This is a genomic window from Sideroxydans sp. (genome assembly GCF_054604835.1).
Window position 1 is genome coordinate 302197 of sequence record NZ_JBTSFG010000003.1, and the last position, 26990, is coordinate 329186.

A 26990-nucleotide genomic window follows, 5' to 3' on the forward strand; every position below is an offset into this window, starting at 1 on the left:
TTTTTCCCCTTAGCCGATGGCGACTTTGTTCAAACGCGCCTTGCGGCCGTAGATCAGATTGACGATCGCGCGCGACACCATGACACCGCTGAACATCGAAGTCAGGATACCCAAGCACAACACCACCGCGAAACCCTTGATCGGGCCGGAGCCGAACATGAACAGCGCCACACCCGCGATCAGGGTGGTGATGTTGGAGTCGATGATGGTGGCGAACGCATTCTCGTAACCGGTGCTGATCGCCATCTGTGGCGGCACACCATTACGCAACTCTTCGCGGATGCGCTCGTTGATCAGCACGTTGGCATCGATCGCCATACCCAGTGTCAAAGCGATACCGGCCATACCCGGCAAGGTCAGTGTCGCTTGCATCATGGACAGCAGCGCGATCAGCAGCAGCAGGTTGGCACCCAGCGCCAGCACCGAGATGGTGCCGAACATCAGGTAGTAGGCGATCATGAACACCGCCACCATGATGAAACCGATCTTGGTTGAATCGAAACCGCGCTCGATGTTGTCCGCGCCCAGACTGGGGCCGACCGTGCGCTCTTCGATGATCTCCATCGGTGCGGCCAGTGCGCCGGCACGCAACAGCAAGGCGATGTTCTGCGCTTCAGTGGTGTCCATCTGGCCGCTGATCTGCACACGCCCGCCGCCGATCTCTTCGCGGATCACCGGCGCGGTGACCACTTCGCCACGCCCCTTCTCGAACAGGATGATCGCCATGCGCTTGCCCACGTTCTCGCGTGTCGCTTCCTTGAACTTGCGCGCGCCCACCGCATCCAGATTGATGTGCACAGCCGGTTCGTTGTTGCGGCTGTCGAAGCCCGGTTGGGCGTCGTTGATGCGCTCGCCGGTGAGGATCACACTCTTCTTCACCACCAATGCCGTGCCGTCGCGCTCTTTGAATATCTCGGTACCGAACGGTGCCGCACCACTCGCGCCGATCTGGCGATCATCGTCCACCAGACGCACTTCCAGTGTGGCGGTGCGGCCCAGGATGTCCTTGGCGCGAGCCGTGTCCTGCACGCCGGGCAACTGCACCACCACGCGATCCGCACCTTGTTGCTGGATGACCGGCTCGGCCACGCCCAACTCGTTCACGCGATTGCGCAGGGTGACCAGGTTCTGTTGCAGTGCAGAATCTTGCAAGCGCAGCTTCTCTTGCTGTTTCAGCGTCGCCTGCAACAGATAGTCACGCCCGGCATCCTTGTTATCGAACTGCAGCCCGCCAAAGCGTTGCTTGAGTTCCGCCTCGCCCTTGCTGCGGGCATCCGCATCGCGGAACTTGACGACGACAACATCCCCATCAAGGCTTACACCGGAGTAAGGAATACGTGCTTCACGCAGCGTGCTGCGGATGTCGCTGGAAGATGATTCCAGCGCCTTGTCCAGCGCCGCCTTCATATCCACCTGCATCAGGAAGTGCACACCACCGCGCAAGTCCAGACCCAGATACATGGGCAAGGCGTTCATGTCGGTGAGCCAAGCGGGAGAACGGGATAGCAGATTCAGCGCCACCACGTAGTCTTCGCCCAGCCGCGCATGCAGCACATCCTTGGCCTTGAGTTGGCTGTCGGTATCCGAGAAACGCGCCTTGACGCTGCCAGCGTCCAGCGAGATGACTTCCGGGGCCAGTTGAGCGTCGCGCAACACCTGCTCCACTGTTGCCAGCAGTTGCGTATCCGCCTTCAGGTGGCTGCGCAAGGGCATGACCTGCACCGCCGGCGATTCTCCGTAAAAATTCGGCAAGGTATAGATGAATCCGGTCACCAGCACGACCAGGATCAACAGGTTCTTCCACAGCGGATAACGGTTCATTGCAATACCTTGCTTAGTGGGAATTACAGGGACTTGATCGAGCCTTTGGGCAGGACAGTCTGGACGGCGGGCTTCTGCACTTGCACTTCAACACCGGCAGCGATCTCTACAATCACGATCTCATCGCCGACCTTGGTGACCTTGCCCAGCACACCGCCGATGGTCACGACCTCATCACCCTTTTGCAGCGCGGCCACAAGCGCGGCATGTTCTTTGGCGCGTTTCTGTTGCGGACGCAGGATAAGGAAGTAGAACACCGCCAGCAGGGCGACCAGCGGCAGGAATTCCATAAAACCGCCGCCTTGCGGGGCTGCCGCGCCTTCCGCGTAAGCATTGCCGATGAACAGTTCGCTGATCGAAGTCATTTATTACTCTCCAGTTGTTGGTTGGGTGACTAAAAAGAAGGCGCGCATTCTAGCACGGAAGGCATGACGGTTCAGTTACCGGGCAAGGCCCCGCCACCGGCCCGCGCAGCATGGAACTCGGCCATGAACGCATCATATCGACCGGCCTCGATGGCGGCGCGGATGCCCTGCATCAACTCCTGATAATAATGCAGGTTATGGATGGTGTTCAGGCGCGCCCCCAATATCTCGCCCAAGCGGTGCAGGTGATGCAGATAGGCACGGCTGAAGTTCTGGCAGGTGTAGCACGTGCACTGCGGATCGAGCGAGCGAGTATCCAGTCGGTGCGTGGCGTTCTTGATGCGCACATCGCCATTGCGCGTGAACAGATGGCCGTTGCGCGCGTTGCGCGTCGGCATCACGCAGTCGAACATGTCCACGCCGTTCGCCACCGCCTCTACCAGATCCTCCGGTGTGCCGACGCCCATCAGATAACGCGGCTTGTCCTGCGGCAGTTGCGGCGCGGTGTGGCGCAGGATACGCAGCATATCTTCCTTGGGCTCGCCCACCGACAGGCCGCCGATGGCAAAGCCGTCGAAGCCGATCTCTTTCAAACCCGCCAGCGATTCGTCGCGCAAATGCTCGTGCATGCCGCCCTGCACGATGCCGAACAAGGCGTTCGGATTGCCTTCGTGTGCTTTCTTGGAGCGCTTGGCCCAGTCCAGCGACAGACGCATCGACACGCCCGCCACCTGCTCGTCGGCAGGATAGGGGGTGCATTCGTCGAAGATCATCACGATATCGGAGTTCAACACCTTCTGGATGCGCATCGATTCTTCCGGCGACAAAAAGCATTTATCGCCATTCACCGGCGAACGGAACTCCACCCCGCCGCCGGTGATCTTGCGCAACTCGCCGAGACTGAACACCTGGAAGCCGCCCGAGTCGGTGAGGATAGGACCATCCCAGCCCATGAACTTGTGCAGACCGCCATGCGCCGCGATGACCTCCAGCCCGGGACGCAACCACAGGTGGAAGGTGTTGCCGAGCACGATATGCGCATCGATGTCCTTCAGCTCCTGCGGCGACATCGCCTTGACGGTGCCGTAGGTGCCGACCGGCATGAAAGCGGGCGTTTCCACCTTGCCGTGTGCCAGTTCCAGGGTACCCCGACGCGCTGCACCGGAAGTGTTGTGTAATGTGAATTTCATGACTCTCTCTCGATCAGCATCGCATCCCCGTAACTGAAGAAACGATATTCCTGTTGTACCGCATGCTGGTAGGCCTGTAGCAATCTTTCCATACCACCGAATGCACACACCAGCATCAGCAAGGTGGAACGAGGAAGATGGAAATTGGTGAGCAGCACATCGATCACCTTGAAGCGGTAACCGGGCGTGATGAAGATACGCGTCTCGCCCGAACCAGCTTGCAATTCGCCGCTCATCGCGGCGCTCTCCAGCGCGCGCAGACTGGTGGTGCCGACCGACACTACGCGCCCGCCGCTCGCTTTTGCTTGGTTAATGGCATCCACTGTCGCTTGCGGCACGGTGTAGCGCTCGCTGTGCATGACATGGTCGGCGACATTATCGGCGCGCACAGGCTGAAAGGTACCCGCGCCCACATGCAAAGTGACATAGGCGATGTTGACGCCCTTGGCACGCAAACTATCCAGCATCGCTTCATCGAAATGCAAACCTGCCGTCGGTGCCGCCACGGCGCCCTGCTCGCGCGCAAACACGGTCTGGTAGCGCTCATCGTCTTCTTCGCCTGCGGCATGAGTGATGTAGGGCGGCAACGGCAACTTTCCGTAGCGCTCCAGAATCTCCTCTACCGGTGCTTCACCCGCAAAACGCAGATGGAAGAACTCACCCTCGCGCCCCAGCACCTCGACTGTCACCGCATCGGCAACGAGGAAGGTGCTGCCTGTCTTGGGTGTCTTGCTGGCGCGCACCTTGGCCAGCACTTCGTGCGCGCCCAGCACACGTTCCACCATCACCTCGACTTGGCCGCCGGTCGCTTTTTGCCCAAACAGGCGCGCCTTCAGCACACGCGTATCGTTCAGCACCAGCAAGTCACCCGACCGCAGGAACTGCGGCAGATCAGCGAACAAGCGATCCTCCAGACCTGCCGCGCCGACACGCAACAGGCGGCTGCCGCCGCGTTGTGCGGGCGGATGTTGGGCGATCAAGTGCTCGGGAAGGTCGAAATCGAAGTCGTCGGTGCGCATGCCAAAAGCAGGGGAGAAAACCGGGCTGCGCATTGTAGTTGATGACGCGGGGCGTTTCATGGATAATTCGCGCCCTTCCGCGTGGGTTTGGCTGCGCGAGAGTAATGCCCTTGCCGGGGTGATGGAACTGGTAGACGTGCCGGACTCAAAATCCGGTGCCGCAAGGCGTGCGGGTTCGAGTCCCGCCCCCGGCACCAACACTGTAAGGCAGACCTCGTCTGCCTTAATCTTTTTCTGAGGTCACGCTCATGATCTGGAAACCCCACGCCACTGTCGCCGCCGTTCTTGAACAGGATGGACGCTTCCTGCTAGTCGAGGAAGAAACCGAGCAAGGTATCCGTTTCAACCAGCCCGCCGGTCACTGGGAACCGAACGAGACGCTGGCCGCCGGCGCGGTACGCGAAGTGCTGGAAGAATCTGCCTACGACTTCGAACCTGAATATCTGATCGGCGTGTACCGCTGGCATTCGGACAAATCCAATGTCACCTATCTGCGTTTCGCCTTCGGCGGCAAGCTGCTCAAGCACCATCCAGAACGCGATCTCGACAAAGGCATCCTGCGCGCGGTGTGGATGACGCTGGACGAGATCCGCGCCACGCAGGATCGTCATCGCAGTCCGCTGATATTGCGCTGCGTGGAAGACTATCTCGCAGGCAAGCGCTATCCGCTCGATCTCATCACACACTATGAGTAAAGGTTGCGTCGTCGTCGGCATGTCCGGCGGCGTGGATTCCTCTGTCACCGCACTCCTGCTCAAAGAACAGGGTTATGAGGTCATCGGCCTGTTCATGAAGAACTGGGAGGACGATGACGACAGTGAATATTGTTCCTCGCGCCAGGACCTGATCGACGCGGTGGCGGTGGCGGACACCATCGGCATCCCCATCGAAGCGGTGAACTTCGCCAAGGAATATAAAGACCGCGTGTTCAGCTATTTCCTGCGCGAATATGAAGCGGGACGCACACCGAATCCGGACATCCTGTGCAATTCCGAGATCAAGTTCAAAGCCTTCCTCGATCATGCGCTGCGCCTGGGTGCAGACAAGATCGCCACCGGGCATTACGCCGGCGTACGCGAACAGGATGGTTTGTTCCAGTTACTCAAGGCCGCCGATGCCAGCAAGGACCAGAGCTACTTCCTGCACCGCCTGAACCAGCAACAATTGTCCAAAGCGATGTTCCCGTTGAACCATATCGCCAAGAGCAAAGTGCGCGAGATCGCGCACCAGCACGGACTATCCAACGCCGCCAAGAAGGACAGCACCGGCATCTGCTTCATCGGCGAGCGCCCGTTCCGAGAATTCCTCAGCCGCTACCTGCCGACCAAACCCGGCGACATGACCACCCCGGAAGGCAAGGTGATGGGACAGCACATGGGCTTGTCGTTCTACACCTACGGTCAGCGTCAGGGCTTGGGCATAGGCGGCGGCAAGGAAAGTAGCGGCGAGCCATGGTTCGTCGCCGGCAAGGACATGGCGAACAACCGCCTGATCGTGGTGCAGGGCCACGACCACCCGCTATTGCTGAATCCCGAACTGGACGCACTCGACATGCACTGGATCAGCGGCGCGCCCCCCGATACGACGCGCGCCTATGCCGCCAAGACACGTTATCGCCAAGAGGATGCCGCCTGCCGCATCGCGCCGTCCGGTGACAACGGCGTACACTTCACCTTTGACGAAGCACAGTGGGCTGTCACTCCGGGGCAATCGGTCGTCGTCTACGACGGCGATGTCTGTCTGGGTGGGGGCATCATAGACACCTCCACGGAAAACCCCGGCCATACGCGTTAAAATAGCGCGGTCATTATTGAAAGCAAAACTCATGTCACTCTCCGCACTCACCGCCCTTTCCCCGCTCGATGGCCGCTATGCCGGCAAGGTCGACGCACTGCGCAACCACTTCAGCGAGTACGGCCTGATCCGTTTCCGCGTGCTGATCGAGATCGAATGGCTGAAGGCTTTGAGCGCGGAGGAGCACATCCACGAGCTGCCGCCATTCTCGGTCGCCACCATCGCCCGCCTGGATCAGCTTGCAGTAGGGTTCAGCGAGGCGGATGCGGAAGAGATCAAAGCCATCGAGCGCACCACCAACCATGACGTGAAGGCGATCGAATACTGGCTGCGCGAAAAACTGGGCGGCGATGCCGAAACCAAAGATGCCCTGGAGTTCATCCACTTCGCCTGCACCTCGGAAGACATCAACAACCTGTCGCATGCGCTGATGCTGAGCCATGCGCGCAAGGAAGTGATGCTGCCCGCGCTGCAGTCCGTGATCAACAAACTGACCGCACTCGCCCACCAGCATGCAGATGTACCCATGCTGTGCCGCACCCACGGCCAGACCGCCACCCCCAGCACACTGGGCAAGGAGATGGCGAACGTGGTGTACCGCCTGCGCCGCGCTTACCAGCGCATCGCATCGGTCGAGATCTTGGGCAAGATCAACGGCGCAGTGGGCAACTACAACGCGCACCTGTCGGCCTATCCCGACATCGACTGGGAACACTTCGCCAAGCGTTTCGTCGAGGCGCGCGGCATCACGTTCAACCCCTACACCATCCAGATCGAGCCGCACGATTGCATGGCCGAACTATATGACGCGTTCGCCCGCGCCAACACCATCCTGATCGACCTCAATCGCGACATCTGGGGCTATATTTCGCTCGGCTTCTTCAAACAGAAAGTGGTCGCGGGCGAAGTGGGCTCTTCCACTATGCCGCACAAGGTCAACCCCATCGACTTCGAAAATTCGGAAGGCAATCTCGGCCTTGCCAACGCGCTGCTGAAACACTTGTCCGAGAAACTGCCGATCTCGCGCTGGCAGCGCGACCTGACTGATTCCACGGTGCTGCGCAACATGGGCGTGGCCATGGGCTACACCCTGCTCGCCTACGAATCCTGCCTGAAGGGATTGAACAAACTGGAAGCCAATCCGCAACGTCTGGCGGACGACCTGAATAACAGCTGGGAAGTGTTGGCCGAGCCGATCCAGACCGTGATGCGCCGTTACAACATCGAGAACGCCTACGACAAGTTGAAAGAACTCACGCGCGGCAAGGGCGGCATCAACCGCGAGAGTCTGGCCGCGTTCATCCAGACCCTAGGCATCCCGGAAAGCGAGAAACAGCGTCTGCAGGAATTGAGCCCCGAGACTTACATCGGCAAGGCGGCCGAACTGGCGAAACGCATCTAAGCTGGTTTCCAGCTGCTGCACAAACGACAAGCCCCGCAGATGCGGGGCTTGTCGTTTCAGGCTACCGAAGTTCAGGCCGCCGCCTGGATAGGGATGTTTACGCGCTGTCCAATGATGTTGTTGTGCTCGTCAAAATAGACCAGCGCCGGATGGTATTTCTGCAGTTCCAGTTCCGAATAGCTGGCGAAGGTCGCGATGATGACGATATCGCCGACATTGGCCTTATGCGCTGCCGCGCCGTTCACAGAGATGGTGCGCGAGCCGCGCTCGGCGCGAATGGCATAGGTGGTAAAACGCTCGCCGTTGGTGACGTTCCAGATATCGATCTGCTGATATTCGCGGATACCGCTGGCATCCAGAAAATTCTCGTCGATGGCGCACGAACCCTCGTAATGCAGCTCGGCCTGCGTCACGCGCGCACGATGCAATTTGGCTTGAAGCATGGTTCGTTGCATGGTTACCTCCTATCAGCCCCTGTCTGTCGCAGGGTCGCGCATTATAAACGCCTGAGCCTCAAAGACAAACCTCAAGGTTATCGATCAGGCGGGTGACTCCCAGACGGGCGGCGGCAAGCACGACCAGTTGGCGCTCGCTCACTTGCGGTTTCCCCAGCCCATGCTGGCTGCGGATGGACACATACTCCACCCCCCAGCCGCGCTTGGCAAGCGCCGCCTCGGCCACCTTCTCCAAGACATCGAAATCCCGCTCGCCATTCGCGAGCGACTCCGACACTTTATTCAACGTTAGGTGCAGTTGCGCGGCTTCGGTTCGCTCAGCTTCCGTCAAATACTGGTTGCGCGAACTTAATGCCAAGCCATCCACGGCACGCACCGTTTCACCGCCGACGATGGCGACCGGCAGATTGAACTGCGTCACCATCTGGCGAATGATCGCCAGTTGCTGATAATCCTTCTTGCCGAACAGGGCGACCTGCGGTTGCACCAGATTGAGCAGTTTGAGCACCACGGTCGCCATGCCACGGAAATGTCCCGGCCGCTGCACGCCACACAACTCGCTCGCGATGCGAGGCAACTCGATGTAGAAGCTCTGCTGTTCCGGATACATCTCGTCCACTGCGGGTGCGAAGACCACATCTGCCAAACCCTGCAGCTTCGCGCAATCCGCCTCAAGCGTACGCGGATACTTGTCGAAATCCTCGTTCGGCCCGAATTGCAAAGGATTGACGAAGATACTCACCACGACGCAGCTGCCTTGCTGACGCGCCTGTTCCACCAGCGCGACATGGCCTGCATGCAGATTGCCCATGGTGGGCACGAAGGCGATGGCGTTTTCTTGCGCCAGTCTTGCGCGCAGTTCGACAACGGAATGGATGACTTGCATCAGAAGCAATGTTCCTTAGCGGGGAAGGTACCCGCCTTCACTTCGGCGACATAGCGCGCCACGGCATCGGCGATGGAAGCTGCACCTGGCATGAAGTCCTTTACGAAGCGTGCTTTCTTGCCGGGATACACGCCCAGCATATCGTGCAACACCAGCACCTGGCCGGAGCAGTCCGCGCCCGCACCGATACCTATGGTAGGAATGGAAAGTTGTTTGGTGACATCAGCCCCCAGCACTGCGGGGATCGCTTCCAGCACCAGCATGGCGGCTCCAGCCTTCTGTAGCGCCAGCGCGTCTTTCTTCAGCTTCTTTGCCGCCGCGTCTTCCCTGCCCTGCACCTTGTAGCCGCCGAGCTGATGCACCGACTGCGGCGTGAGGCCTATATGTCCGCACACCGGGATGCCGCGCGAGGTGAGGAAAACGACCGTCTCGGCCATCTCGGCACCGCCTTCGAGCTTGACCATCTCGGCACCGGCCTGCATCAGTTGCACCGCATGCCCGAAGGTCTCGCGCGCGGAGAACTGCGAAGTACCGAACGGCATGTCGGCGATGACGAAAGCGCGCTGCGCGCCGCTGACCACGCAGGCTGTGTGATAGGCCATCTGCTCGATGGTGACCGGCAGCGTGCTTTCGCGCCCCTGTATCACCATGCCCAGCGAATCACCGACCAGCAACACATCAACGCCGTTGTTCTCCAGCAGCGTGGCAAAGCTGGCGTCGTAACAAGTCAGCACGGCGATCTTCTCGCCGCGCGCATGCATCGCCTGCAATTTGCTCAAGGTCGTTCGCATCATTCCGCCACGTTGAAATATTCGCGCTGCCCGCGCATCCGGCCGATTCGCTCCAGCAGCAACTTGAAGTCGGCATCATTATCCGCGAAATTGAGTTTTTCGCTATTCACCACCAGCACAGGCGCTTCCTCGTAGTGGTGGAAGAATTCGCCATAGCTGTCTGCGAGTTTGGTCAGGTAGTCGTCCTGGATAGTGCGTTCATGACGATGGCCGCGCCGGCGCACGCGCGAGATCAGCGCCTCGGTCGAAGCCTGCAGATAGATCACCAGATCCGGTGTCGGCGCTTGCGGAGCAAGACGCTGGTAGATGGTTTGGTACAGCTGGTACTCGTCCTCGCTCAGGTTCAGACGCGCGAACAGTTCGTCTTTCTCGAACAGGTAATCGGACACCGTGCGGCTCTGGAACATATCCATCTGGTTCAGATCACGCACTTCGTTGATGCGCTGGAACAGGAAGAACAGTTGCGTCTGCAGCGCGTAGCGTTCGGCATCTTCGTAGAAGCGTGCCAGGAAAGGATTCTCCTGCGGTTTTTCCAGCAGGGTCCGCGCGTCGCTGTGCTCCGCCAAGCGCTTGGCCAGACTGGTCTTGCCCACACCGATGGGACCTTCGACCACGATGTAGCGATATTTACTTAAAGTCATGTTGCAAACGTTCCAGTTGCTGTCCTGCACATCCCGTCATCGCCTCTTCCGCAGCGCCCACACCGGGGATGATGCAATCCGGCGCGATCTCCAGCAATGGCTGCAGCACGAACGCGCGCAGATGCATCTGCGGATGCGGCACGGTCAGGCCGTGTTCGTGGTGCACCAGATCGTCATACATCAACACATCCAAGTCCAGTGTGCGCGGCGCATTCTGGAACTCGCGCGTACGCCCGCATTCCAGTTCCAGCGCCAGCAAGGCATCCAGCAAGGCGCGCGGCGCGAGTCCGGTCTCCACTTGCGCCACGGCATTGATGAAGTCCGGCTGGTCCAGATAGCCCACGGGCGCGCTGCGATACAGCGACGACGTTTTCAGCAGACGTGTCTGCGGCAAATCATCGAGTGCCGCCAATGCCCTTCTTACTTGTGCGGCAGGTTCTGCAAGATTACTGCCCAATCCTATGAATGCAGTATGACTCATCAATCGATTGGCAATTCCGCCTGACCGGCAGCCTTGGGCTTGCGATTGCGGCGACGTTTTTTCTTCGGATCGGCACTGTCCGACAGCAGCATCTCGGCGCGACGGTCTTCATTCGTATGCTGGAACTCTTCCCACCACGTACCGAGCTCATTGTCGGCTTCTCCGCTCTCGCAGCGCAGCAACAGGAAATCATACGCCGCGCGGAAGCGCGGCAACGCCAGCAAGCGGAACGGACGCTGACCTCCGCGCTGCTCGAAGCGCGGCTGCAGCAACCATATCTCCTTCATCACCGTATCGTAGCGGCGCGGGATCGCGAGTTTGGCGCGCTGCCGCTCCAGCACTTCATCCATCGCGTCATGCAGGGCACCGATGGGCTTTTCGCCTGCCGCCTGTTTGGCGTTCCAAACGGTCAGCACTTCATGCCACAGCAAAGCTGCGAACAGGAAAGCGGGGGAGGTGGGCTTCTCATCGGCGATGCGCTGGTCGGTGTTCTGCAACGCGGCCATCACGAACTTCTCGCCCATGGGTTGTTCCAGGATCACATCCAGCATCGGCAACATGCCGTGATGCAGGTGCATGGCGCGCAGCTTCTTGATGCATGCCAGCGCGTGACCGGACAGCAGCAGCTTGAGCATCTCATCGAACAAACGCGCCTCCGGCACGTTGCTCAACAGATCCTTCATCTTGGCGATGGGCGCGGCGGTGGCCGGATCCAGTTTCATGCCCAGCTTGGCCGACAGGCGCACCGCACGCAGCATGCGCACCGGATCTTCGCGGTAACGGACCTCAGGATCGCCGATCATGCGCAGCGTGTTGGCGCGAATATCTGCATAGCCGTTGTGGTAGTCGAATATCTCTTGCGAACTCGGGTCGTAGAACAATCCGTTGGCAGTGAAATCGCGCCGTTCCGCATCCTGCTCCTGATCGCCGAACTCGTTGTCGCGCAGGATCCGGCCGTGTGCATCGGTCTGCGCATCCTCCGCCTCGATGGCGCGTCGGAAAGTGGAGACCTCGACCGTCTCGTCACCGAAGATCACATGCACCAGACGGAAGCGGCGGCCGATGATACGCGCGCGGCGGAACACGCGCTTCACCTCTTCTGGCGTGGCATCGGTGGCGACATCGAAGTCTTTGGGATGACGGTCCAACAGCAGGTCGCGCACCGCACCGCCCACCACATAGGCCTGAAAGCCTGCGGCCTGCAGACCATCGGTCACGCGCCGCGCCGCGTAGCTGATACCTTCGCGTTCGACCTTGTGTTGTTCGAACGGGATCACATGCGCCTTGCTCGCTTTCGCGATCGGGCGGGATCTACCGAATACCTTCTTGAATAGTCTTTTTATCATGGAGTCGTCAGGATACGCTGCCGCCACTAGCGGCGCGACAATGGGCGCGGATTATAGCACCCGCGCCGGCAGCCTCTTAACGCAGGGAAATGACAGGCCAACCACGGGCTTCTGCATGCGCCCGCAAAGTCGCATCCGGGTCGACTGCGACTGGGCGTTTCACTTTGGACAGCAAGGGCAGATCGTTCAGAGAATCGCTGTAGAAACAGCTCTGCTCGAAGCTATCCCAATCCCAGCCGCGCTCGCCCAGCCACTGCTCCATGCGCGCGACCTTGCCCTCGCGGAAGCTGGGCACGCCCGCCACAGCACCAGTGAATTCACCATCCTTCTGCTCGGGGTCGGTGGCGATCAGATGTTCGATGCCGAACTCGCGCACGATGGGAGCGGTGACGAAACTGTTGGTGGCGGTGATCACCACGCACACATCGCCAGCGGCCAGATGCTTCTTCACCAGCTCGCGCGCCTTGTCACCCATCATCGGACGCACCTTGATACGCATGAATTCTTCATGCCATTCATCCAGCACCTTGCGCGCATGGCGCGACAAGGGCTTCAACTGGAAATCGAGGAACTCGTGGATATCCAGCGTGCCTGCTTTGTACTGTTCATAGAACGCCAGGTTCTTCGCCTCGAACAGTTCGCGATCGAGCACCCCCTGCTCGATCAGGAACTGCGACCACTCGAAATCGCTGTCGCCACTCAACAGGGTATTGTCCAGATCGAATAAAGCCAGATTCACATGCTCTCCTTGATGAAAAAGGCCTGCATCGCTGCAGGCCTCGTGCGTCCAGTTTGCTGGCGCTTTAGAACGTGTAGCCGATACCGACCGAGATGACTGGATAGTATTTGAAACTGCTCAGATCGCTGTTTAGTTGTTTTTGAGCATCTGCATCCAGCGCGGCCGTGGTCGTCGAAACACCCCCTGCCGTCCAAGTCCCTCGCGAATTCACTGAGGCACTGGGAGAGCCCTGGAACAGAATACCTATGTCGGTGCTGAAAGAAAAACCCTGCTTCTTGGGTTGACCGCTCCAGCCGATGCCCAGATAAGGTGAAACCTTATTGAAACCGACTGATGTATTCACACCACATCCTCCGGCGGAAGCACAAGTAAATGTTGTGCCCGATGCATCATAGGTCGAACCACTTGCAACGGTACCTGCCAACTCAAGCTTGTTGCTATTAAAGATCACCCCTCCAGTCAGATGCGTTACGCCACTCCATGGACGCCAGTCGACCAATGCAGTTACGCTGGACAGCTTCAGGTCGCCCGAGAAAGTCACTCCGCCTGAGTTTTCGTTAGCGCTGAATTTGAAAGTGTTGTATCCGAGTCGAGCGGTATAACGCTCGGTCATTGGCATGGCAAGCTCCAAGCCGCCTCCGAGCGTCGATACATGCGCATCCAATTTCATCATGCCGTCTGCTGCGTAAGCCTGCATAGGAAGTGTCGCCAGAACCAGTGCTGCCAGTGTCGCTTTTTTCAACATCGTGAAGCCCCCTTATTGTTTGAAAGAAAGTTAGTAATCGTAGCTTGCAAAGCCGCCGCCCCGCGCCAGCCCGGCAAGATTGTGCCAAATTCAGCTTTGGCCCGCCATCACTTCTTTCAGGAGTGGCACCGAAGCGACACGCTTCAAACGCAGGCAATGTTCATCCAGTGCATCCAGCACCCGCAACAGCGATGGCAGATCGCGCCGACCGTGTCGCAACAGGTAGTGGGTGACTTCGTGCGGCAGTTCGAAGCCGCGCGCGCCAGCATGCTGGCGCAAGGCTTCGGCCTTTTCCTCGTCGCTGAGCGCGTGCACCTGATACACCAGCCCCCAGCCGAGGCGTGTACGCAGATCGTCACGCAATCCAAGATGGACGGGGGCTTGCGTGCCACTCACCAGCAACAAGCCGCCCTGCTCGCGCATACGGTTATAGAGCTCGAACAGGGCGATCTGCGCTGCGTCGTCCAGTGCTTCGGCGTCATCGACCGCCACCACGCCGGCCTCCTCGGGCACGGCACGTTCCGCGTAATGCGCACCCTGCGCTGCCGCTTGCGCCACCATCGCTTGCAGCAAATGGCTCTTGCCACTACCCTTCTCGCCCCACAGATACACGGCACGCACCTCTGCCGCGCCGGCAGCAGCCTGCCGCAAGGCAGCAAGCAATTCGACATTGCGACCGGCAACGAAGTTATCCAGCGTCGGCACCCATTCCGGCGCGATGCCCAGCAGCATCTGGCTCATGGTTTGAGATACATCGTGCTGGAAAGATATTGTTCACGCAGATGGCGCAGCACGACCAGCAATACCGCTGCCAGCGGCAATGCCAGCAAAAGGCCAAAGAAACCGAACAACTGGCCAAAAGCGAGCAAGGCGAAGATCACCGCCAGCGGATGCAGGCCGATGCGCTCGCCCACCAGCCAGGGGGTAATGACCATACCTTCCAGCAATTGACCCGCGCCGAACACCGCCCACACCACCAGCAGATCGCTGCCGAAACCGAATTGCATCAAGGCTGCCAGCGTCGCCAGTAACAGCCCCAGCACCATGCCCAGATAAGGTATGAACACCAACATACCGGCCACGATGCCGATGGGCAGTGCAAACTCCAGCCCCACCAACCACAGGACGACCACATAGAACCCGCTCATCAACAGCATCACCGCAATCTGCCCGCGCAGGAACTCGGCCAGCACTTGGTCAGCTTCACCAGCAAGCTGGCGGATCTGCGTGTGCCAATGACGCGGCAACAAGCCATCCACGCGCGCCAGCAGATCGTCCCAGTCGCGCAGCAGATAGAACATCACCACCGGGATCAACAACAGATTGGCGAACAAGGCCAGCAAGGCGCTGCCGCTATCGCCCAGCCAGGGCAGCAGCACGCCCGAGGCCAGCCCGCCGGCCCGTTGCCAGTGGTCGACCAGCAACAGCTTCAGCGCGGCATTGTCCCATTCCAACTCCACCCCGAACCATTGCTGCAAGGTCGGCAGCAGATGCACCCGGGCGGCGTCCAGCCATTGCGGTATTCGCTGAACCAGCAGGGACGATTCCTGCTGCAGCAATGGCAGCATGATCAGCAGTAGCGCCAGTCCCAGCAGCAGCGCGCCCAGCATCACCAGCAACACCGCCAGCGCACGAGGCAACTTCCAAACACACATACGCCCCACCAGCGGATCGAACACGTAGGCGAGGATGGCCGCCGCCACGAACGGGGCGAGGATAGGGGCCAGCAGATAGAGCAGCGCGAATGCGGCGGCTGTCAAGGCTAGCCACTGCATGGCAACAGAGCGGGAGACGGTCATTTCGGGTAAAATCCGCGACGAAAAACGTGCTGCACTTTACCTGCCAGAAAGCGAGAACTCAACTTGAGCCAGAATTCCCCCCTCTCCTACCGCGATGCCGGTGTCGATATCGATGCCGGCGACCAACTGGTCGAGAACATCAAACCCTATGCCAAGCGCACCATGCGCCCCGAAGTGCTGTCCGGTATCGGCGGCTTCGGCGGACTGGTCGAGATCTCCAAGAAATTCAAGGAGCCGGTGCTGGTGTCCGGCACCGACGGTGTCGGCACCAAGCTCAAGCTGGCGTTCGAGCTGAACCGCCATGACACGGTCGGCATCGATCTGGTCGCGATGAGCGTCAACGACATCCTGGTGCAGGGTGCCGAACCGCTGTTCTTCCTCGACTACTTCGCCTGCGGCAAGCTGGACGTTCCCAGCGCGACCGAAGTCATCAAGGGCATCGCCAAAGGCTGTGAGGATTCGGGCTGCGCACTGATCGGAGGCGAGACCGCCGAGATGCCTGGCATGTATCCGGAAGGCGAGTACGATCTGGCCGGTTTCGCGGTCGGCGTGGTCGAAAAATCCAAGATCATTACCGGCGAGACCATCCAGCCAGGCGATGTGGTGCTGGGTCTGGCCTCCAACGGTGCGCACTCCAACGGCTATTCGCTGGTGCGCAAGATCATCGCCCGCAGCAAACCCGACATGAACGCCAAGTTCGACGGCGAACGCTCGCTGGCCGATTGCATCATGGCCCCGACACGCCTGTACGTGAAGCCTCTGCTGAGCCTGATGCAAAGCATCACCATCAAAGGCATGGCGCACATCACCGGCGGCGGCATCACCGAGAACGTACCGCGCGTACTGCCCGCCAATGTGGTCGCAGACATCGACAGCAAGACCTGGCTGATGCCGAAACTGTTCGAATGGTTGCGCGAAGGCGGCAACGTCGAAGCGCAAGAGATGTTCCGCACCTTCAACTGCGGCATCGGCATGGTGGTGATCGTTGCCGCCGCCGACGCGGACACTGCGATCAAGCAATTGCAGGCGGCAGGCGAGACCGTATCGCGCATCGGCACTATCCGTGCCCGCGCTGGCGACGAGCATCAGACGCAAGTCAAATAAATGCCCGCACAGAAGAACATCGTCATCCTCATCTCCGGCCGCGGCAGCAACATGGAAGCGTTGCTGCGTGCCAAGCTGCCCTGCCGCATCTCCGCCGTGATCAGCAACAAGGCCGACGCGCAGGGGCTGGAGATTGCCCGCGCAAATGGCATCGATACGGCAGTGGTGTCGCATCGCGACTATACCGACCGTGAAGCATTCGATGCGGCACTGGCGCAGGAGATCGACCGTTACCAGCCGGACTTCATCATATTGGCCGGCTTCATGCGCATCCTCACCGACGGTTTCGTGCATCGCTACACGGGCCGCATGATCAACATCCACCCTTCGCTGCTGCCTGCCTACACCGGCGTGGACACGCATGCGCGCGCGCTGCAGGACGGCGTGAAGATCCACGGTTGCTCGGTGCACTTCGTCACGCCTGCACTGGATGGCGGCCCCATCATCATCCAGGCCGCCGTGCCGGTGCTGCATGACGATACACCGCAGACTCTGTCGGCACGTGTGCTGCACGAAGAGCACCGCATCTTCCCGCAGGCGGTGCGCTGGTTATGCCGCGATCAGGCACGACTCGATGCAGACGGCCGTGTTTCCGTCGACCGTATGGAGCAACTCGGCAGCACACTGATCTCGCCGGGGCTGGACTGAGATGCGCGCCCTGCTCGTTCTGTTCATCGCCAGCCTTTCGCTCAGCCTGCAAGCGGAACCGTTGCCGCTGCGGATCGAAGCGAGTTATGACATCCTCAAGCAGGGCATCAAGCTGGCCGAGGTCAACGAGGTATTCGAACGCAAGGATGATCGCTACCGCATCGTCAGTGTGACCAAACCGGTCGGCCTGCTGGCGCTGTTCCAGCCCGAGACCATCGTGTTGACCAGCGAAGGTGAGATCGGCGAGACGGGACTGCTGCCTCGACACTTTACCCATCGCCGCACCCGCAACACCGAGAAGAACAGCAGTGCAGATTTTGATTGGGAACGCAGCGAATTGACATTGAGTGGCCAGAGCGGCATCCAGCTGCTCGCGCTGCGACCCTATACACAAGACCGCTTGAGCATCATGTATCAATTCGTCATTCAACCGCCGTATGGCCGCCTTGAATTCCGCTTCGACATGACCAACGGCCAAAAAGTCGAAGCGTACCGCTATCAGTTGAATCCGGCCCAGACCGTACAAGTGCCATTCGGCAACCTGCGCAGCTATTACCTCTATACGCCGCCGCAAAAGACCAAATGGAAGTCCGAGATCTGGCTTGCCATCGATCACGGTTTCGTCCCATGCAAAGTGGTCGTAACTGAAGACGATGGTGCGCAACTGACACAAGTCCTGCGCACACTGAACATGGTGCCGTGAACTTCGCAGCCTTGTCGCCCGTCCGGCAGCGTCTCGCTATCGCCCTGGCAGTCTCCCTCGCGATCCATGCCCTGCTGATGTGGCTACCGCCTATCCAGTTACCTGAAGCGGAACCCGATCTGCCGCCCTTGATCGCAAAACTGGTGCCGCTGCCGCAGGTGCGTACGGCAAGCAAGCGTCCCGCCACGCCTCGCCCCAAACCCGCTGCAACGCCTACCGATACGCTGGCCGCAGCAGCCAGCGCGGTAGCCGCTGCTTCCAGTGTGGCCGCCACTCCAGAACCCGCGTTGCCAGCCAGCCAAGTCGCCGTAACCTCTCCCGCCTCCGCCGTCGCGGCAAGCGATACGCCCACGCCCGCCAGTCAGGTCGCGGCGGCCACACCAGAGATGGCTGCCTCCGCTGTGGCCGCTGCTTCTGCGCCTGCCATAGCCCCTGTGATCGCAGAAGCAGCACCGTCCCCGCGCCCCGCGCTGCCCAAACATGCCTTCCTGAAATTCCAGGTGCGTATCGGCAAGAACGGTATGGCGGTAGGCGAAGCGCGGCATGAATTACAGATCGCGGATGGCCGTTACGAACTCATTGCGACCACGCGCACAGTCGGCTTGGCACGACTGGTGAAATCCTACAAACTGATCCAGACCAGCAGTGGCGAAACCGACGGCACCGTGTTGCATCCGCAGCAGTACAGCGAGGACAAGGAAAACGACGGCGAACAGCGCAAGGACAGCGTCAGGCTCGACTATGCTGCGCAGCAGATCTCCTTCTCCTCCGGTCACCAGATACCACTCAAGGAATCCACACAAGACATCCTGAGCATCCTCTACCAGTTCCCTCCCTTGCCAGAGACAGGCGATGTATTGCCCATCGCCATCACCAACGGACGCGACTGGGAGAAATACAAGTTCGAGATCGTTACCAATAAAGAACTGATCACACCGCTGGGCAAGCTGCACACGGTACACTTCCGCAAATTGCATCCGCCCGGCAAGGAAGGGCTGGAGATATGGTTCGCGCAGGAATATCGTCTATTGCCGGTCAAACTGCGCCACATAGATCGCGACGGCAGCATCTCCGGCGAGGCAATCATCACAGACATCCGCATAGCGGAGGAATAGGAAACAGCATGCTACTCACAGAATATCGTCTCGACCTCACCATCCAGGCAGTGCGCGCCGCACTGAAGATGGAGCACCCGGCAGATGCCGTGCTGCGCAACTTCTTCCAGACCGAGCGCATCGGCTCCAACGAACGCAAACTGGTGGCGGAAACACTGTTCGGCGTATTGCGCCATCGCATGTTGCTTGAATACGGCAGCACCATGGAAGAAAAAGGTATCGCCTCGGCCCGCCGCATGGCGCTTGGCTACTGGGTACGTTTCGGTGGTTACAACCTGCGCGAACTGAAGCCTTTGCTCAAGGTGAAAGAAGAAGAATGGCTGGTCAAAGTCAAAAGCATCGACACCACAACCTTGCCACTCTCCATCCAGGCCGAACTGCCGGAGTGGATCGTGGAAAAACTGCGCGCGTATCGCAGCGACGACGAAATCCTGACGCTCGGCCAGTCCATGCAACAGTCCGCCCCGCTCGACCTGCGCGTCAATTCGCAATTGGCCAACCGCAACGAAGTGCTGCAATCGCTGCAAGCCGAAGGCTACGAAGCCACGGCCACACCGTTCTCGCCCTACGGCATCCGTCTTAAATACAAACCGGCGCTGAACAAACACGCGCTGTTCCTCTCCGGAAAATTCGAAGTGCAGGACGAGGGCAGCCAACTGCTCGGTTTGATGCTGGCACCGAAGCGCAACGATATGGTGGTGGATTTCTGCGCCGGTGCGGGCGGCAAGACCCTGATGCTGGGTGCGCTGATGAATTCGCAGGGTCGTTTGTATGCGTGGGACGTGTCGGAGAAACGCCTGACCAATCTCAAGCCGCGTTTGAAACGCTCCGGCCTGTCCAACGTGCAACCGCAACTCATTGCGCACGAGAACGACCAGAAGATCAAACGACTCGCCGGCAAGATCGACCGCGTGCTGGTGGATGCGCCGTGCAGCGGGCTGGGCACCCTGCGCCGCAACCCCGACCTGAAGTTCCGCCAGTCGGTGCAGAGTGTGGAGGAGTTGAAAGAGAAGCAACGCGCCATTCTGGATTCGGCCGCGCGCCTGCTGAAGAAAGGCGGCAGGCTGGTGTATGCGACTTGCAGCGTGTTGCAGGAAGAGAACCAGGACATCGTCAGCGCATTCCTGACCGCACATCCCGATTTCACATTGCTGCCGGCCAGCGAAGTGCTGAAGCAGCACCACATCGACCTGGCTATGGGCGACTACCTGCAACTCACCCCGCAGCAGCACAACACCGACGGTTTCTTCGCCGCCGTGCTGGAACGCACGGGTCAGCCTGCAGACATCGCCACCGAGGACGCAGAAGAAGAGGTCGCGTAACGATACTGGGTGCCGCGACTTTCATCACGGCGCCCTGAACATCCCTGCCTTACATCAAGCCCATCGTCACCAGAGCGATGAATGCGGCGAACAGCGCGAAGTGACTGATGCCCTCGATGGCATTGGTCTCGCCGTCGTGCAAGTTGTTCATCACCGTCAGGAAGGTCAGCAACAGCAGACCGCCCTGCACCGGCGTCAGTGCCATCACGATGCGCTCTCCGGTGAACAGGGCGATTGCCTCGATCACCGGCAACGTCAGCAGCACGGTCGCCAGCGACGCTCCCAGCGCGATATTGACCGTTGTCTGCATGCGATTGTTCTGCGCCGCACGCAGAGCGGTAAGGATCTCCGGACTGGCCGAGATCAGTGCCACCAGCACCGCAGGGATCGCCTTGGGCAGACTGCTTCCGGCCAGCCCCGCATCCAGCAACACCGATAATACTTCGGACAGTAAACCGACCAGCACGATAGCGCCCAGCATGATGCCCACATGCAGCGCATTCGGGCTGTGCACCGTGTCGTGCGCCTCTTCCTCGGTCACCGACGAATATTCGAAGAAGGTGCGGTGTTCCACCGTCTGCAGGCGCAGGAATGCCGCATACATCACCGACATGGTGAGCACCGAGAAGATTGAATAGACCTGCCATTGCTCGTCCGGCACGAAATCCGGGATGAACATACCGATGCCGATGGCGACCAGCAGCATGGCGACGAAGGAATTGGCCGAGGAGATGTTGTACTTGGTCTGCCCGTGCTTCAGTCCGCCAACGATGGCGGCCAGACCGAGAATGCCGTTGATATCGAACATCACGGCCGCGAACACCGTGTCGCGTGCCAGCGTGGGATTCGGTACCCCTTGCAGCAGCACGACCAGTATCACCACCTCCACCGACACGGCTGCCAGTGTGAGGATCAGCGTGCCATAGGGTTCGCCAAAGCGCACCGCCAATACCTCGGCATGGTGCGCGATGCGGAAGGCGACGCCGATGATAGCGGCCAGGATCACGCCCAGCAGGCCCCACAGCATGAAGCCGCCGTGTTCGACCGCGCCGTGCTCCAGCGCAAAGCCAACACCGAGCACAAGAAGCGCAACGGCGATGGGATATTCTGATTTGATGTTTTTCATATGCGTTCTTTCAGTTGAAATCAATTTCGCGGTATTCCACTCTCACCACCACCAACTCTTCCACTCCGTCCGGCAGGGGCAGCATCAGCACGTCGTCCTCGCGCGCCTTCAGCAGCACGCGCGCCAGCGGTGACACCCAGCTGACATGGCCTTTGCTGGCGTTCGCCTCGTCTATGCCGACGATGCTGTAAGTGCGCTCCTGACCGTCTTCGTGGCACACCGTTACCGAGGCGCCGAAGAACACTTGCTCGCAGCCCTTGCGCTGCGCCGGATCGACGACCTCCGAGTTTTCCATGCGTTTGGCGAGGAAGCGCAGGCGGCGGTCGATCTCGCGCAAGCGCCTCTTGCCGTAGATGTAATCGCCGTTCTCGGAACGGTCGCCGTTGCCCGCCGCCCACGAGACGGTCTGCACGACAGATGGACGCTCCACGTCCAACAGATGCATGTACTCATCCTTGAGGCGGCGGTAACCCGCCGGGGTCATGTAGTTCTTGGTTCCTGCGGGGAGTGCGGGCAACGACACCGCATCGTCGTCATCATCGTCGGTGTCGTTCTCGCGGGTGAAAGCTTTGCTCACGGGTGTTGCTTGAAGTGTTTCTAAACGTACCCCTTAAAACGGGATATCGTCGTCGAAGTTGTCGAAGTTGCCCTTCGCCGCAGGTGCTGCAGCGGGACGTGCCGCCGGCGCACTGCGTGCCGGTGCGGAAGAACCGCCGTCGTCCATCACTTCGAAGCTGCCACCGCCGCCGGCCTTGCCGCCCAGCATCTTCATCTCGTTCACCACGATCTCGGTGGTGTAACGGTCCTTGCCTTCCTTGTCCTGCCACTTGCGGGTCTGGATGCGGCCTTCGACATATATCTGCGAACCCTTCTTCAGATATTCACCGGCGATCTCGGCCAGACGGCGATAGAACACCAGGTTGTGCCATTCGGTGCGTTCCTGCTTCTCGCCGCTCTTGTCTTTATAGTTCTCGGAAGTCGCCAGTGTGACGTTGGTCACTGCTTCGCCGCTAGTCATATAACGGGTCTCCGGGTCTTTACCCAGACGGCCCACCAGAATTGCTTTATTCACTGACATCTCATGCTCCCTTCACTAATTGTTCTATCGCGTCTTCGTCGAATCCGCCCATTTCCACTTTGATGCAGGCGATCTGCTCGCTCGCCACCACCAGCACCTCGCGTACGCCGCGCAATTGTGCCAGAGACAGGCGCAATGTGCTCGCCGCCGCATCATCCATCTCGGGCAGGTGATACATCTTCGTCATCAGAGGCTCCGGCGCTCGCATGCCGGATGCCACCACCAACCACACCAGCAGCATCGCCACCGCGAAGATCAGCACCGCATTGCCACCGTACAGCTGCATCAACAAACCACCCATGGCCGAACCGAAGAACGCGCCCAGGAACTGTACGCTGCTGAATACGCCCATCGCCGTGCCCTTGGACGCCAGCGGCGCGATCTTGCTGACGATGGAGGGCTGCGTCGCTTCCAGCACGTTGAAGGCGGTGAAGAACACCAGCAACGTGAGCGCCATGCCCCACAGACTATCCTGCAGGAACAGGATGCCCAGTTGCGCGAGCGCCGCCAGACCGATGGCCACCATGAACACCTGCTTCAGTTTTGCTTTCTTCTCCGCGATGATGATGGGCGGCACCATCAGCACGAAAGCGATCAGCATCACCGGCAGATACACCTGCCACTGATGCGTCGCATCCAGCCCGTTAGCGCGCAGGATGAACGGCACCTGCATGAACACCGACATCAGGATCGCGTGCAAAGTGAACACGCCGAAGTCCATGCGTAGCAGGTCGGCGTTGTGCAACACTTCCTTCAGCTTGCTGGTGTTCGCCTCGGTATCGGAATGGAAACGTGTGATGCGCGGCTGCGGGATGTACCACAACACCATCGCGATGGACACGAAGGCCAGCACGCCGGTCAGCTCGAACATGCCCGACATGCCGATGGACTTGTACAGCAACGGCGACAAAACCATCGACAGCGAGAACGTCACGCCGATGGTCATGCCTATCATCGCCATCGCCTTGGTGCGATGCTCCTCGCGCGTCAGGTCTGCCGTCAGCGCCATCACCGCGGCATTGATCGCTCCTGCGCCCTGGATCACGCGTCCGGCGATGATCCAGTAGATATCGTCCGCCGAGGCAGCGATGAAACTGCCCGCCGCGAACAGCAACAAACCGATGATGATAATGGGCTTGCGCCCGTAACGGTCCGACAACCAACCCGCCGGGATCTGCAGGATCGCCTGCGTCAAGCCATACGCCCCCAGCGCCACCCCGATCAGGAAATGGCTCTCCCCGCCCGGCAACTCTTCGGCATACAAAGCGAAGATGGGCAGGATGATGAACAGGCCCAGCATGCGCAGGCCATAGATGCTCGCGAGGCCGATACTGGCACGGCGCTCGAACGGGGTCATTGCGGAATCTGAAGCGGACATGAAGCTGAAAATCGGGGTTTCGGAAGGGGCGTATGTTAACAGGTCTGGCTATACGCCTGATAGCCAACCCACTCCCATCCCTGTCGCCGCAATCCCCACTTTCCATCCGGACACTGCTGTTGGGTAAGCTCCCGTTTTCGCGTATATTGGCAGGTCGTTTTTATTGGTCCTCTGCCTCACATGGAATACATCAAGATACGCGGTGCACGCACCCACAATCTCAAGAACATCAGCCTCGATCTGCCCCGCAATCAACTGGTGGTGATCACCGGCCTTTCCGGCTCTGGCAAGTCCTCGCTCGCGTTCGATACGCTGTATGCCGAGGGGCAGCGGCGCTATGTGGAATCGCTTTCGGCATATGCACGCCAGTTCCTGCAGTTGATGGAAAAACCCGACGTCGATCTGATCGAGGGGCTTTCGCCTGCCATCGCCATCGAGCAGAAGGCGACCTCACACAACCCGCGCTCGACGGTGGGTACGGTGACCGAGATCCACGATTACCTGCGTCTGCTGTTTGCGCGTGCGGGCGATCCGCATTGCCCGCAGCATGACATCGTGTTGCAGGCCCAGTCGGTCGGGCAGATGGTGGACTCGGTGCTGGCATTGCCGGAAGGCACCAAGGTGATGATCCTGTCGCCTGTGGTGGTGGGACGCAAGGGTGAGCAGCTGGATCTGTTCGACGAGCTGCGTGCGCAGGGTTTTGTGCGGCTGCGTGTGAACGGCAAGGTGTGCGAGATGGACAACCTGCCCAAGCTGGCGAAGAACTCCAAGCACACCATCGAGATCGTGGTGGATAGATTGAAAGTGACCGCTGACATCAAACAACGGCTGGCGGAGTCGTTTGAAACCGCATTGCGCCACGCGGACGGTCGCGCACTGGCGGTGGAGATGGATTCCGGCAAGGAACACCTGTTCTCAGCCAAGTTCGCCTGCCCGATCTGCAACTATTCTCTGCAGGAGTTGGAGCCGCGTCTGTTCTCGTTCAACAGTCCGATGGGCGCTTGCCCGAAGTGCGACGGCTTGGGCGTGATCTCGTTCTTCGATCCGGCACGCATCGTGGCCTTCCCCAATCTATCGCTCTCTGGCGGCGCAATCAAAGGCTGGGATCGACGCAATCAGTTCTATTTCCAGATGCTGGATAGTCTGGCCAAACATTACGATTTCGATCTGGAACAGTCTTTCGAGAGCCTGCCCGAGAAGACCCAGACGGTGGTGCTGTACGGCAGCGGCAACGACGAGATAGCCTTCACCTACCTGAACGAGCGCGGCAAGAAGATACTGCGCGAGCATCCGTTCGAGGGCATCGTGAACAACCTGGAGCGTCGTTACAAAGAGACTGAGTCGCCCACGGTACGCGAGGAACTAGCGAAATTCCTGAACAGCTGTGCATGCACCGAATGCAAAGGTACGCGTCTGCGCGAAGAAGCTCGTCATGTGCGCGTGGCTGATCGCACCATCTTTGATTTGAGTGCGTTGCCGCTGAAGCAGGCACTGACTTTCTTCAGCAACGTACAGCTGCCGGGCAACAAGCAGGCCATCGCCGAGAAGATCGTGCAGGAGATCGCCAGCCGCCTGACCTTCCTGAACAACGTGGGTCTCGAATATCTTTCACTGGAACGTTCTGCCGAGACGCTCTCCGGCGGCGAGGCGCAGCGCATCCGCTTGGCATCGCAGATCGGTTCGGGCTTGACCGGCGTGATGTATGTGCTAGATGAGCCTTCCATCGGTTTGCACCAGCGCGACAATGACCGCTTGCTGGATACATTGAAGCGTCTGCGCGATATGGGCAACAGCGTGATCGTGGTGGAGCATGACGAGGACGCGATACGCACCGCCGACTATGTGGTGGATATGGGGCCGGGCGCGGGCGAACACGGCGGCATGGTGGTGGCACAAGGCACGGCAGAGGAAGTGATCGCCAACCCGAGTTCGCTGACCGGCGATTACCTGTCCGGCCGCAAGACCATCAAGCCACCCAAGACCTATCGCAAGCCCGATCCCGAGCGCAGGCTGAAGATCATCGGCGCGTCGGGCAACAACCTGAAAGATGTGACCCTGGATCTGCCAGTCGGATTACTGACCTGTGTGGCAGGCGTGTCCGGATCGGGCAAATCCACACTCATCAACGACACCTTGTACAACGCCGTGGCACAACACCTGTACGGCAGCAATGCCGTACCCGCGCCGCATCGCGAGATCGAGGGATTGGAGTTCTTCGACAAGGTGATCAGTGTGGATCAGTCACCCATCGGGCGCACGCCGCGCTCTAATCCTGCGACCTACACTGGGTTGTTCACACCGATACGTGACCTGTTCTCCGGCGTGCCGACCTCGCGCGAGCGCGGTTACGGGCCGGGACGTTTCTCGTTCAACGTGAAGGGCGGACGCTGCGAGTCGTGCCAAGGCGACGGCGTGATCAAGGTTGAGATGCACTTTTTGCCGGATGTGTATGTGCCGTGCGATGTGTGCCACGGCCAGCGCTACAACCGCGAGACGCTGGAAGTGCTGTACAAGGGACAGAACATCCATCAGGTGTTGGAGATGACAGTGGAGCACGCGCATGCGTTCTTCAATGCTGTGCCGGTGATCAAACGCAAGCTGCAGACATTGCTGGATGTCGGGTTGGGTTACATCACGCTCGGACAGAGTGCGACCACGCTTTCAGGCGGCGAAGCACAACGTGTGAAACTCTCGCTGGAACTGTCCAAGCGCGATACAGGCCGCACGCTCTACATCCTCGACGAGCCGACCACAGGCCTGCATTTCCATGATATCGATATGCTGCTGAAGGTAATCCACACTTTGCGCGACCAGGGTAATACGCTGGTGATCATCGAGCACAATCTGGACGTAATCAAGACTGCTGACTGGGTGATCGACATGGGGCCGGAGGGCGGCGAAGGCGGCGGGCGCATCGTGTCGCAGGGTTCGCCCAAGGACATCGCGGCGGACAATGACAGTGTGACCGGGCCTTACCTGAAGAAGCTATTGGGCAAGTGATGAACGGCGACCGGCGATACCGGTCGCTAGCCAAGAAATGAA

The 26990-nt window shown here is 59.7% G+C and carries 27 protein-coding genes and 1 tRNA gene; 10 read left to right on the top strand and 18 right to left on the bottom strand.

Annotated elements, in window-relative coordinates:
* Positions 1-9: 9 nt before the first annotated feature.
* From secD to queA, 4 genes are all read right to left on the bottom strand, one after another.
* Complete coding sequence (secD, locus tag ACYCZ5_RS07130; protein ID WP_461544100.1) at positions 10-1821, bottom strand: protein translocase subunit SecD; 1812 nt, start codon at positions 1819-1821, stop codon at positions 10-12.
* Between the two features lie 23 nt (positions 1822-1844).
* The gene (gene yajC / locus ACYCZ5_RS07135) at positions 1845-2186 is read right to left on the bottom strand and encodes a preprotein translocase subunit YajC (protein ID WP_461544101.1); all 342 of its coding nucleotides are present in this window, start codon (positions 2184-2186) and stop codon (positions 1845-1847) included.
* Between the two features lie 71 nt (positions 2187-2257).
* Positions 2258-3376 carry a tRNA guanosine(34) transglycosylase Tgt gene (tgt, locus tag ACYCZ5_RS07140; protein ID WP_461544102.1) on the bottom strand — a complete coding sequence of 373 codons (1119 nt, stop codon included), beginning with the start codon at positions 3374-3376 and terminating at the stop codon, positions 2258-2260.
* Positions 3373-4395 carry a tRNA preQ1(34) S-adenosylmethionine ribosyltransferase-isomerase QueA gene (gene queA / locus ACYCZ5_RS07145; protein ID WP_461544103.1) on the bottom strand — a complete coding sequence of 341 codons (1023 nt, stop codon included), beginning with the start codon at positions 4393-4395 and terminating at the stop codon, positions 3373-3375. Before queA ends, tgt begins: the two co-directional genes overlap by 4 nt.
* Positions 4396-4507: 112 nt before the next feature.
* Here queA and ACYCZ5_RS07150 point away from each other — a divergent pair.
* The 4 genes from ACYCZ5_RS07150 (at position 4508) to purB (ending at position 7591) form a co-directional block, all read left to right on the top strand.
* Positions 4508-4592, top strand: a tRNA-Leu gene (locus tag ACYCZ5_RS07150).
* A 51-nt stretch (positions 4593-4643) separates the two neighbouring features.
* A complete protein-coding gene (locus ACYCZ5_RS07155) occupies positions 4644-5090 on the top strand; it encodes an NUDIX hydrolase (RefSeq protein ID WP_461544104.1) in 447 nt (148 codons plus the stop codon).
* Positions 5083-6189, top strand: coding sequence for a tRNA 2-thiouridine(34) synthase MnmA (gene mnmA / locus ACYCZ5_RS07160; protein WP_461544105.1), 1107 nt, complete (start codon positions 5083-5085; stop codon positions 6187-6189). The genes ACYCZ5_RS07155 and mnmA overlap by 8 nt, the downstream gene beginning before the upstream one ends.
* Before the next feature lie 31 nt (positions 6190-6220).
* A complete protein-coding gene (gene purB, locus ACYCZ5_RS07165) occupies positions 6221-7591 on the top strand; it encodes an adenylosuccinate lyase (RefSeq protein ID WP_461544106.1) in 1371 nt (456 codons plus the stop codon).
* Between the two features lie 71 nt (positions 7592-7662).
* Here the strand turns inward: purB and panD are convergent, their stop codons facing one another.
* The 10 genes from panD to ACYCZ5_RS07215 all read right to left on the bottom strand — a co-directional run bounded on the left by panD (position 7663) and on the right by ACYCZ5_RS07215 (position 15474).
* Positions 7663-8046 (bottom strand): aspartate 1-decarboxylase, encoded by a 384-nt coding sequence (gene panD, locus ACYCZ5_RS07170; RefSeq protein WP_461544107.1) that lies wholly within the window; start codon positions 8044-8046, stop codon positions 7663-7665.
* A gap of 58 nt (positions 8047-8104) precedes the next feature.
* Positions 8105-8932, bottom strand: a complete 828-nt coding sequence (gene panC / locus ACYCZ5_RS07175; RefSeq protein WP_461544108.1) for a pantoate--beta-alanine ligase — start codon at positions 8930-8932, stop codon at positions 8105-8107.
* Positions 8932-9723 (bottom strand): 3-methyl-2-oxobutanoate hydroxymethyltransferase, encoded by a 792-nt coding sequence (gene panB, locus ACYCZ5_RS07180; RefSeq protein WP_461544170.1) that lies wholly within the window; start codon positions 9721-9723, stop codon positions 8932-8934. Before panB ends, panC begins: the two co-directional genes overlap by 1 nt.
* The gene (locus tag ACYCZ5_RS07185) at positions 9723-10364 is read right to left on the bottom strand and encodes a deoxynucleoside kinase (protein ID WP_461544109.1); all 642 of its coding nucleotides are present in this window, start codon (positions 10362-10364) and stop codon (positions 9723-9725) included. The genes panB and ACYCZ5_RS07185 overlap by 1 nt, the downstream gene beginning before the upstream one ends.
* Entirely contained in the window at positions 10351-10845 is a 495-nt protein-coding gene (folK, locus tag ACYCZ5_RS07190; RefSeq protein WP_461544110.1) for a 2-amino-4-hydroxy-6-hydroxymethyldihydropteridine diphosphokinase, read from the bottom strand. The genes ACYCZ5_RS07185 and folK overlap by 14 nt, the downstream gene beginning before the upstream one ends.
* A complete protein-coding gene (gene pcnB, locus ACYCZ5_RS07195; protein ID WP_461544111.1) occupies positions 10845-12191 on the bottom strand; it encodes a polynucleotide adenylyltransferase PcnB in 1347 nt (448 codons plus the stop codon). Before pcnB ends, folK begins: the two co-directional genes overlap by 1 nt.
* A gap of 76 nt (positions 12192-12267) precedes the next feature.
* Positions 12268-12930, bottom strand: coding sequence for a histidinol-phosphatase (locus tag ACYCZ5_RS07200; protein ID WP_461544112.1), 663 nt, complete (start codon positions 12928-12930; stop codon positions 12268-12270).
* Positions 12931-12994: 64 nt separating this feature from the next.
* The gene (locus tag ACYCZ5_RS07205) at positions 12995-13675 is read right to left on the bottom strand and encodes a hypothetical protein (protein ID WP_461544113.1); all 681 of its coding nucleotides are present in this window, start codon (positions 13673-13675) and stop codon (positions 12995-12997) included.
* Positions 13676-13765: 90 nt separating this feature from the next.
* Positions 13766-14416, bottom strand: a complete 651-nt coding sequence (gene hda, locus ACYCZ5_RS07210) for a DnaA regulatory inactivator Hda (protein ID WP_461544114.1) — start codon at positions 14414-14416, stop codon at positions 13766-13768.
* Positions 14413-15474: an AI-2E family transporter gene (locus tag ACYCZ5_RS07215; RefSeq protein WP_461544115.1), complete on the bottom strand. Its 1062-nt coding sequence runs from the start codon at positions 15472-15474 to the stop codon at positions 14413-14415. The genes hda and ACYCZ5_RS07215 overlap by 4 nt, the downstream gene beginning before the upstream one ends.
* A 63-nt stretch (positions 15475-15537) precedes the next feature.
* On the opposite strand from ACYCZ5_RS07215, the gene purM reads away from it, so the two are divergent.
* The 5 genes from purM to ACYCZ5_RS07240 are packed head-to-tail and all read left to right on the top strand — an operon-like array spanning position 15538 to position 20366.
* Positions 15538-16578 (top strand): phosphoribosylformylglycinamidine cyclo-ligase, encoded by a 1041-nt coding sequence (gene purM, locus ACYCZ5_RS07220; protein WP_461544116.1) that lies wholly within the window; start codon positions 15538-15540, stop codon positions 16576-16578.
* The gene (gene purN / locus ACYCZ5_RS07225) at positions 16579-17226 is read left to right on the top strand and encodes a phosphoribosylglycinamide formyltransferase (RefSeq protein WP_461544117.1); all 648 of its coding nucleotides are present in this window, start codon (positions 16579-16581) and stop codon (positions 17224-17226) included.
* Between the two features lies 1 nt (position 17227).
* Entirely contained in the window at positions 17228-17929 is a 702-nt protein-coding gene (locus ACYCZ5_RS07230; RefSeq protein ID WP_461544118.1) for a DUF3108 domain-containing protein, read from the top strand.
* Positions 17926-19044, top strand: a complete 1119-nt coding sequence (locus ACYCZ5_RS07235; RefSeq protein WP_461544119.1) for a DUF3108 domain-containing protein — start codon at positions 17926-17928, stop codon at positions 19042-19044. Before ACYCZ5_RS07230 ends, ACYCZ5_RS07235 begins: the two co-directional genes overlap by 4 nt.
* Positions 19045-19052: 8 nt before the next feature.
* Positions 19053-20366: an RsmB/NOP family class I SAM-dependent RNA methyltransferase gene (locus ACYCZ5_RS07240; RefSeq protein ID WP_461544120.1), complete on the top strand. Its 1314-nt coding sequence runs from the start codon at positions 19053-19055 to the stop codon at positions 20364-20366.
* Positions 20367-20415: 49 nt separating this feature from the next.
* Here the strand turns inward: ACYCZ5_RS07240 and ACYCZ5_RS07245 are convergent, their stop codons facing one another.
* From ACYCZ5_RS07245 to ACYCZ5_RS07260, 4 genes are read right to left on the bottom strand one after another with little or no spacing between them, the layout of a single operon-like run.
* Positions 20416-21492 (bottom strand): calcium:cation antiporter, encoded by a 1077-nt coding sequence (locus tag ACYCZ5_RS07245; protein ID WP_461544121.1) that lies wholly within the window; start codon positions 21490-21492, stop codon positions 20416-20418.
* A gap of 10 nt (positions 21493-21502) precedes the next feature.
* Positions 21503-22069, bottom strand: a complete 567-nt coding sequence (gene greB / locus ACYCZ5_RS07250) for a transcription elongation factor GreB (protein ID WP_461544122.1) — start codon at positions 22067-22069, stop codon at positions 21503-21505.
* A 33-nt stretch (positions 22070-22102) separates the two neighbouring features.
* Complete coding sequence (locus ACYCZ5_RS07255; RefSeq protein WP_461544123.1) at positions 22103-22570, bottom strand: single-stranded DNA-binding protein; 468 nt, start codon at positions 22568-22570, stop codon at positions 22103-22105.
* Position 22571: 1 nt separating this feature from the next.
* Entirely contained in the window at positions 22572-23927 is a 1356-nt protein-coding gene (locus ACYCZ5_RS07260) for an MFS transporter (protein ID WP_461544124.1), read from the bottom strand.
* A 201-nt stretch (positions 23928-24128) separates the two neighbouring features.
* Between ACYCZ5_RS07260 and uvrA the strand changes: the two genes are divergently transcribed.
* On the top strand, positions 24129-26948 hold the full coding sequence (gene uvrA, locus ACYCZ5_RS07265; protein WP_461544125.1) for an excinuclease ABC subunit UvrA: 2820 nt from the start codon (positions 24129-24131) through the stop codon (positions 26946-26948).
* The last annotated feature ends 42 nt before the right edge of the window (positions 26949-26990 follow it).

Excerpts from the sequence above, each read along its gene's own strand:
- secD (WP_461544100.1), bottom strand. The coding sequence starts at position 1,821 with ATGAACCGTTATCCGCTGTGGAAGAACCTGTTGATCCTGGTCGTGCTG.
- yajC (WP_461544101.1), bottom strand. The coding sequence starts at position 2,186 with ATGACTTCGATCAGCGAACTGTTCATCGGCAATGCTTACGCGGAAGGC.
- tgt (WP_461544102.1), bottom strand. The coding sequence starts at position 3,376 with ATGAAATTCACATTACACAACACTTCCGGTGCAGCGCGTCGGGGTACC.
- queA (WP_461544103.1), bottom strand. The coding sequence starts at position 4,395 with ATGCGCACCGACGACTTCGATTTCGACCTTCCCGAGCACTTGATCGCC.
- ACYCZ5_RS07155 (WP_461544104.1), top strand. The coding sequence starts at position 4,644 with ATGATCTGGAAACCCCACGCCACTGTCGCCGCCGTTCTTGAACAGGAT.
- mnmA (WP_461544105.1), top strand. The coding sequence starts at position 5,083 with ATGAGTAAAGGTTGCGTCGTCGTCGGCATGTCCGGCGGCGTGGATTCC.
- purB (WP_461544106.1), top strand. The coding sequence starts at position 6,221 with ATGTCACTCTCCGCACTCACCGCCCTTTCCCCGCTCGATGGCCGCTAT.
- panD (WP_461544107.1), bottom strand. The coding sequence starts at position 8,046 with ATGCAACGAACCATGCTTCAAGCCAAATTGCATCGTGCGCGCGTGACG.
- panC (WP_461544108.1), bottom strand. The coding sequence starts at position 8,932 with ATGCAAGTCATCCATTCCGTTGTCGAACTGCGCGCAAGACTGGCGCAA.
- panB (WP_461544170.1), bottom strand. The coding sequence starts at position 9,723 with ATGCGAACGACCTTGAGCAAATTGCAGGCGATGCATGCGCGCGGCGAG.
- ACYCZ5_RS07185 (WP_461544109.1), bottom strand. The coding sequence starts at position 10,364 with ATGACTTTAAGTAAATATCGCTACATCGTGGTCGAAGGTCCCATCGGT.
- folK (WP_461544110.1), bottom strand. The coding sequence starts at position 10,845 with ATGAGTCATACTGCATTCATAGGATTGGGCAGTAATCTTGCAGAACCT.
- pcnB (WP_461544111.1), bottom strand. The coding sequence starts at position 12,191 with ATGATAAAAAGACTATTCAAGAAGGTATTCGGTAGATCCCGCCCGATC.
- ACYCZ5_RS07205 (WP_461544113.1), bottom strand. The coding sequence starts at position 13,675 with ATGTTGAAAAAAGCGACACTGGCAGCACTGGTTCTGGCGACACTTCCT.
- hda (WP_461544114.1), bottom strand. The coding sequence starts at position 14,416 with ATGAGCCAGATGCTGCTGGGCATCGCGCCGGAATGGGTGCCGACGCTG.
- ACYCZ5_RS07215 (WP_461544115.1), bottom strand. The coding sequence starts at position 15,474 with ATGACCGTCTCCCGCTCTGTTGCCATGCAGTGGCTAGCCTTGACAGCC.
- purN (WP_461544117.1), top strand. The coding sequence starts at position 16,579 with ATGCCCGCACAGAAGAACATCGTCATCCTCATCTCCGGCCGCGGCAGC.
- ACYCZ5_RS07230 (WP_461544118.1), top strand. The coding sequence starts at position 17,228 with ATGCGCGCCCTGCTCGTTCTGTTCATCGCCAGCCTTTCGCTCAGCCTG.
- ACYCZ5_RS07240 (WP_461544120.1), top strand. The coding sequence starts at position 19,053 with ATGCTACTCACAGAATATCGTCTCGACCTCACCATCCAGGCAGTGCGC.
- ACYCZ5_RS07245 (WP_461544121.1), bottom strand. The coding sequence starts at position 21,492 with ATGAAAAACATCAAATCAGAATATCCCATCGCCGTTGCGCTTCTTGTG.
- ACYCZ5_RS07255 (WP_461544123.1), bottom strand. The coding sequence starts at position 22,570 with ATGTCAGTGAATAAAGCAATTCTGGTGGGCCGTCTGGGTAAAGACCCG.
- ACYCZ5_RS07260 (WP_461544124.1), bottom strand. The coding sequence starts at position 23,927 with ATGACCCCGTTCGAGCGCCGTGCCAGTATCGGCCTCGCGAGCATCTAT.
- uvrA (WP_461544125.1), top strand. The coding sequence starts at position 24,129 with ATGGAATACATCAAGATACGCGGTGCACGCACCCACAATCTCAAGAAC.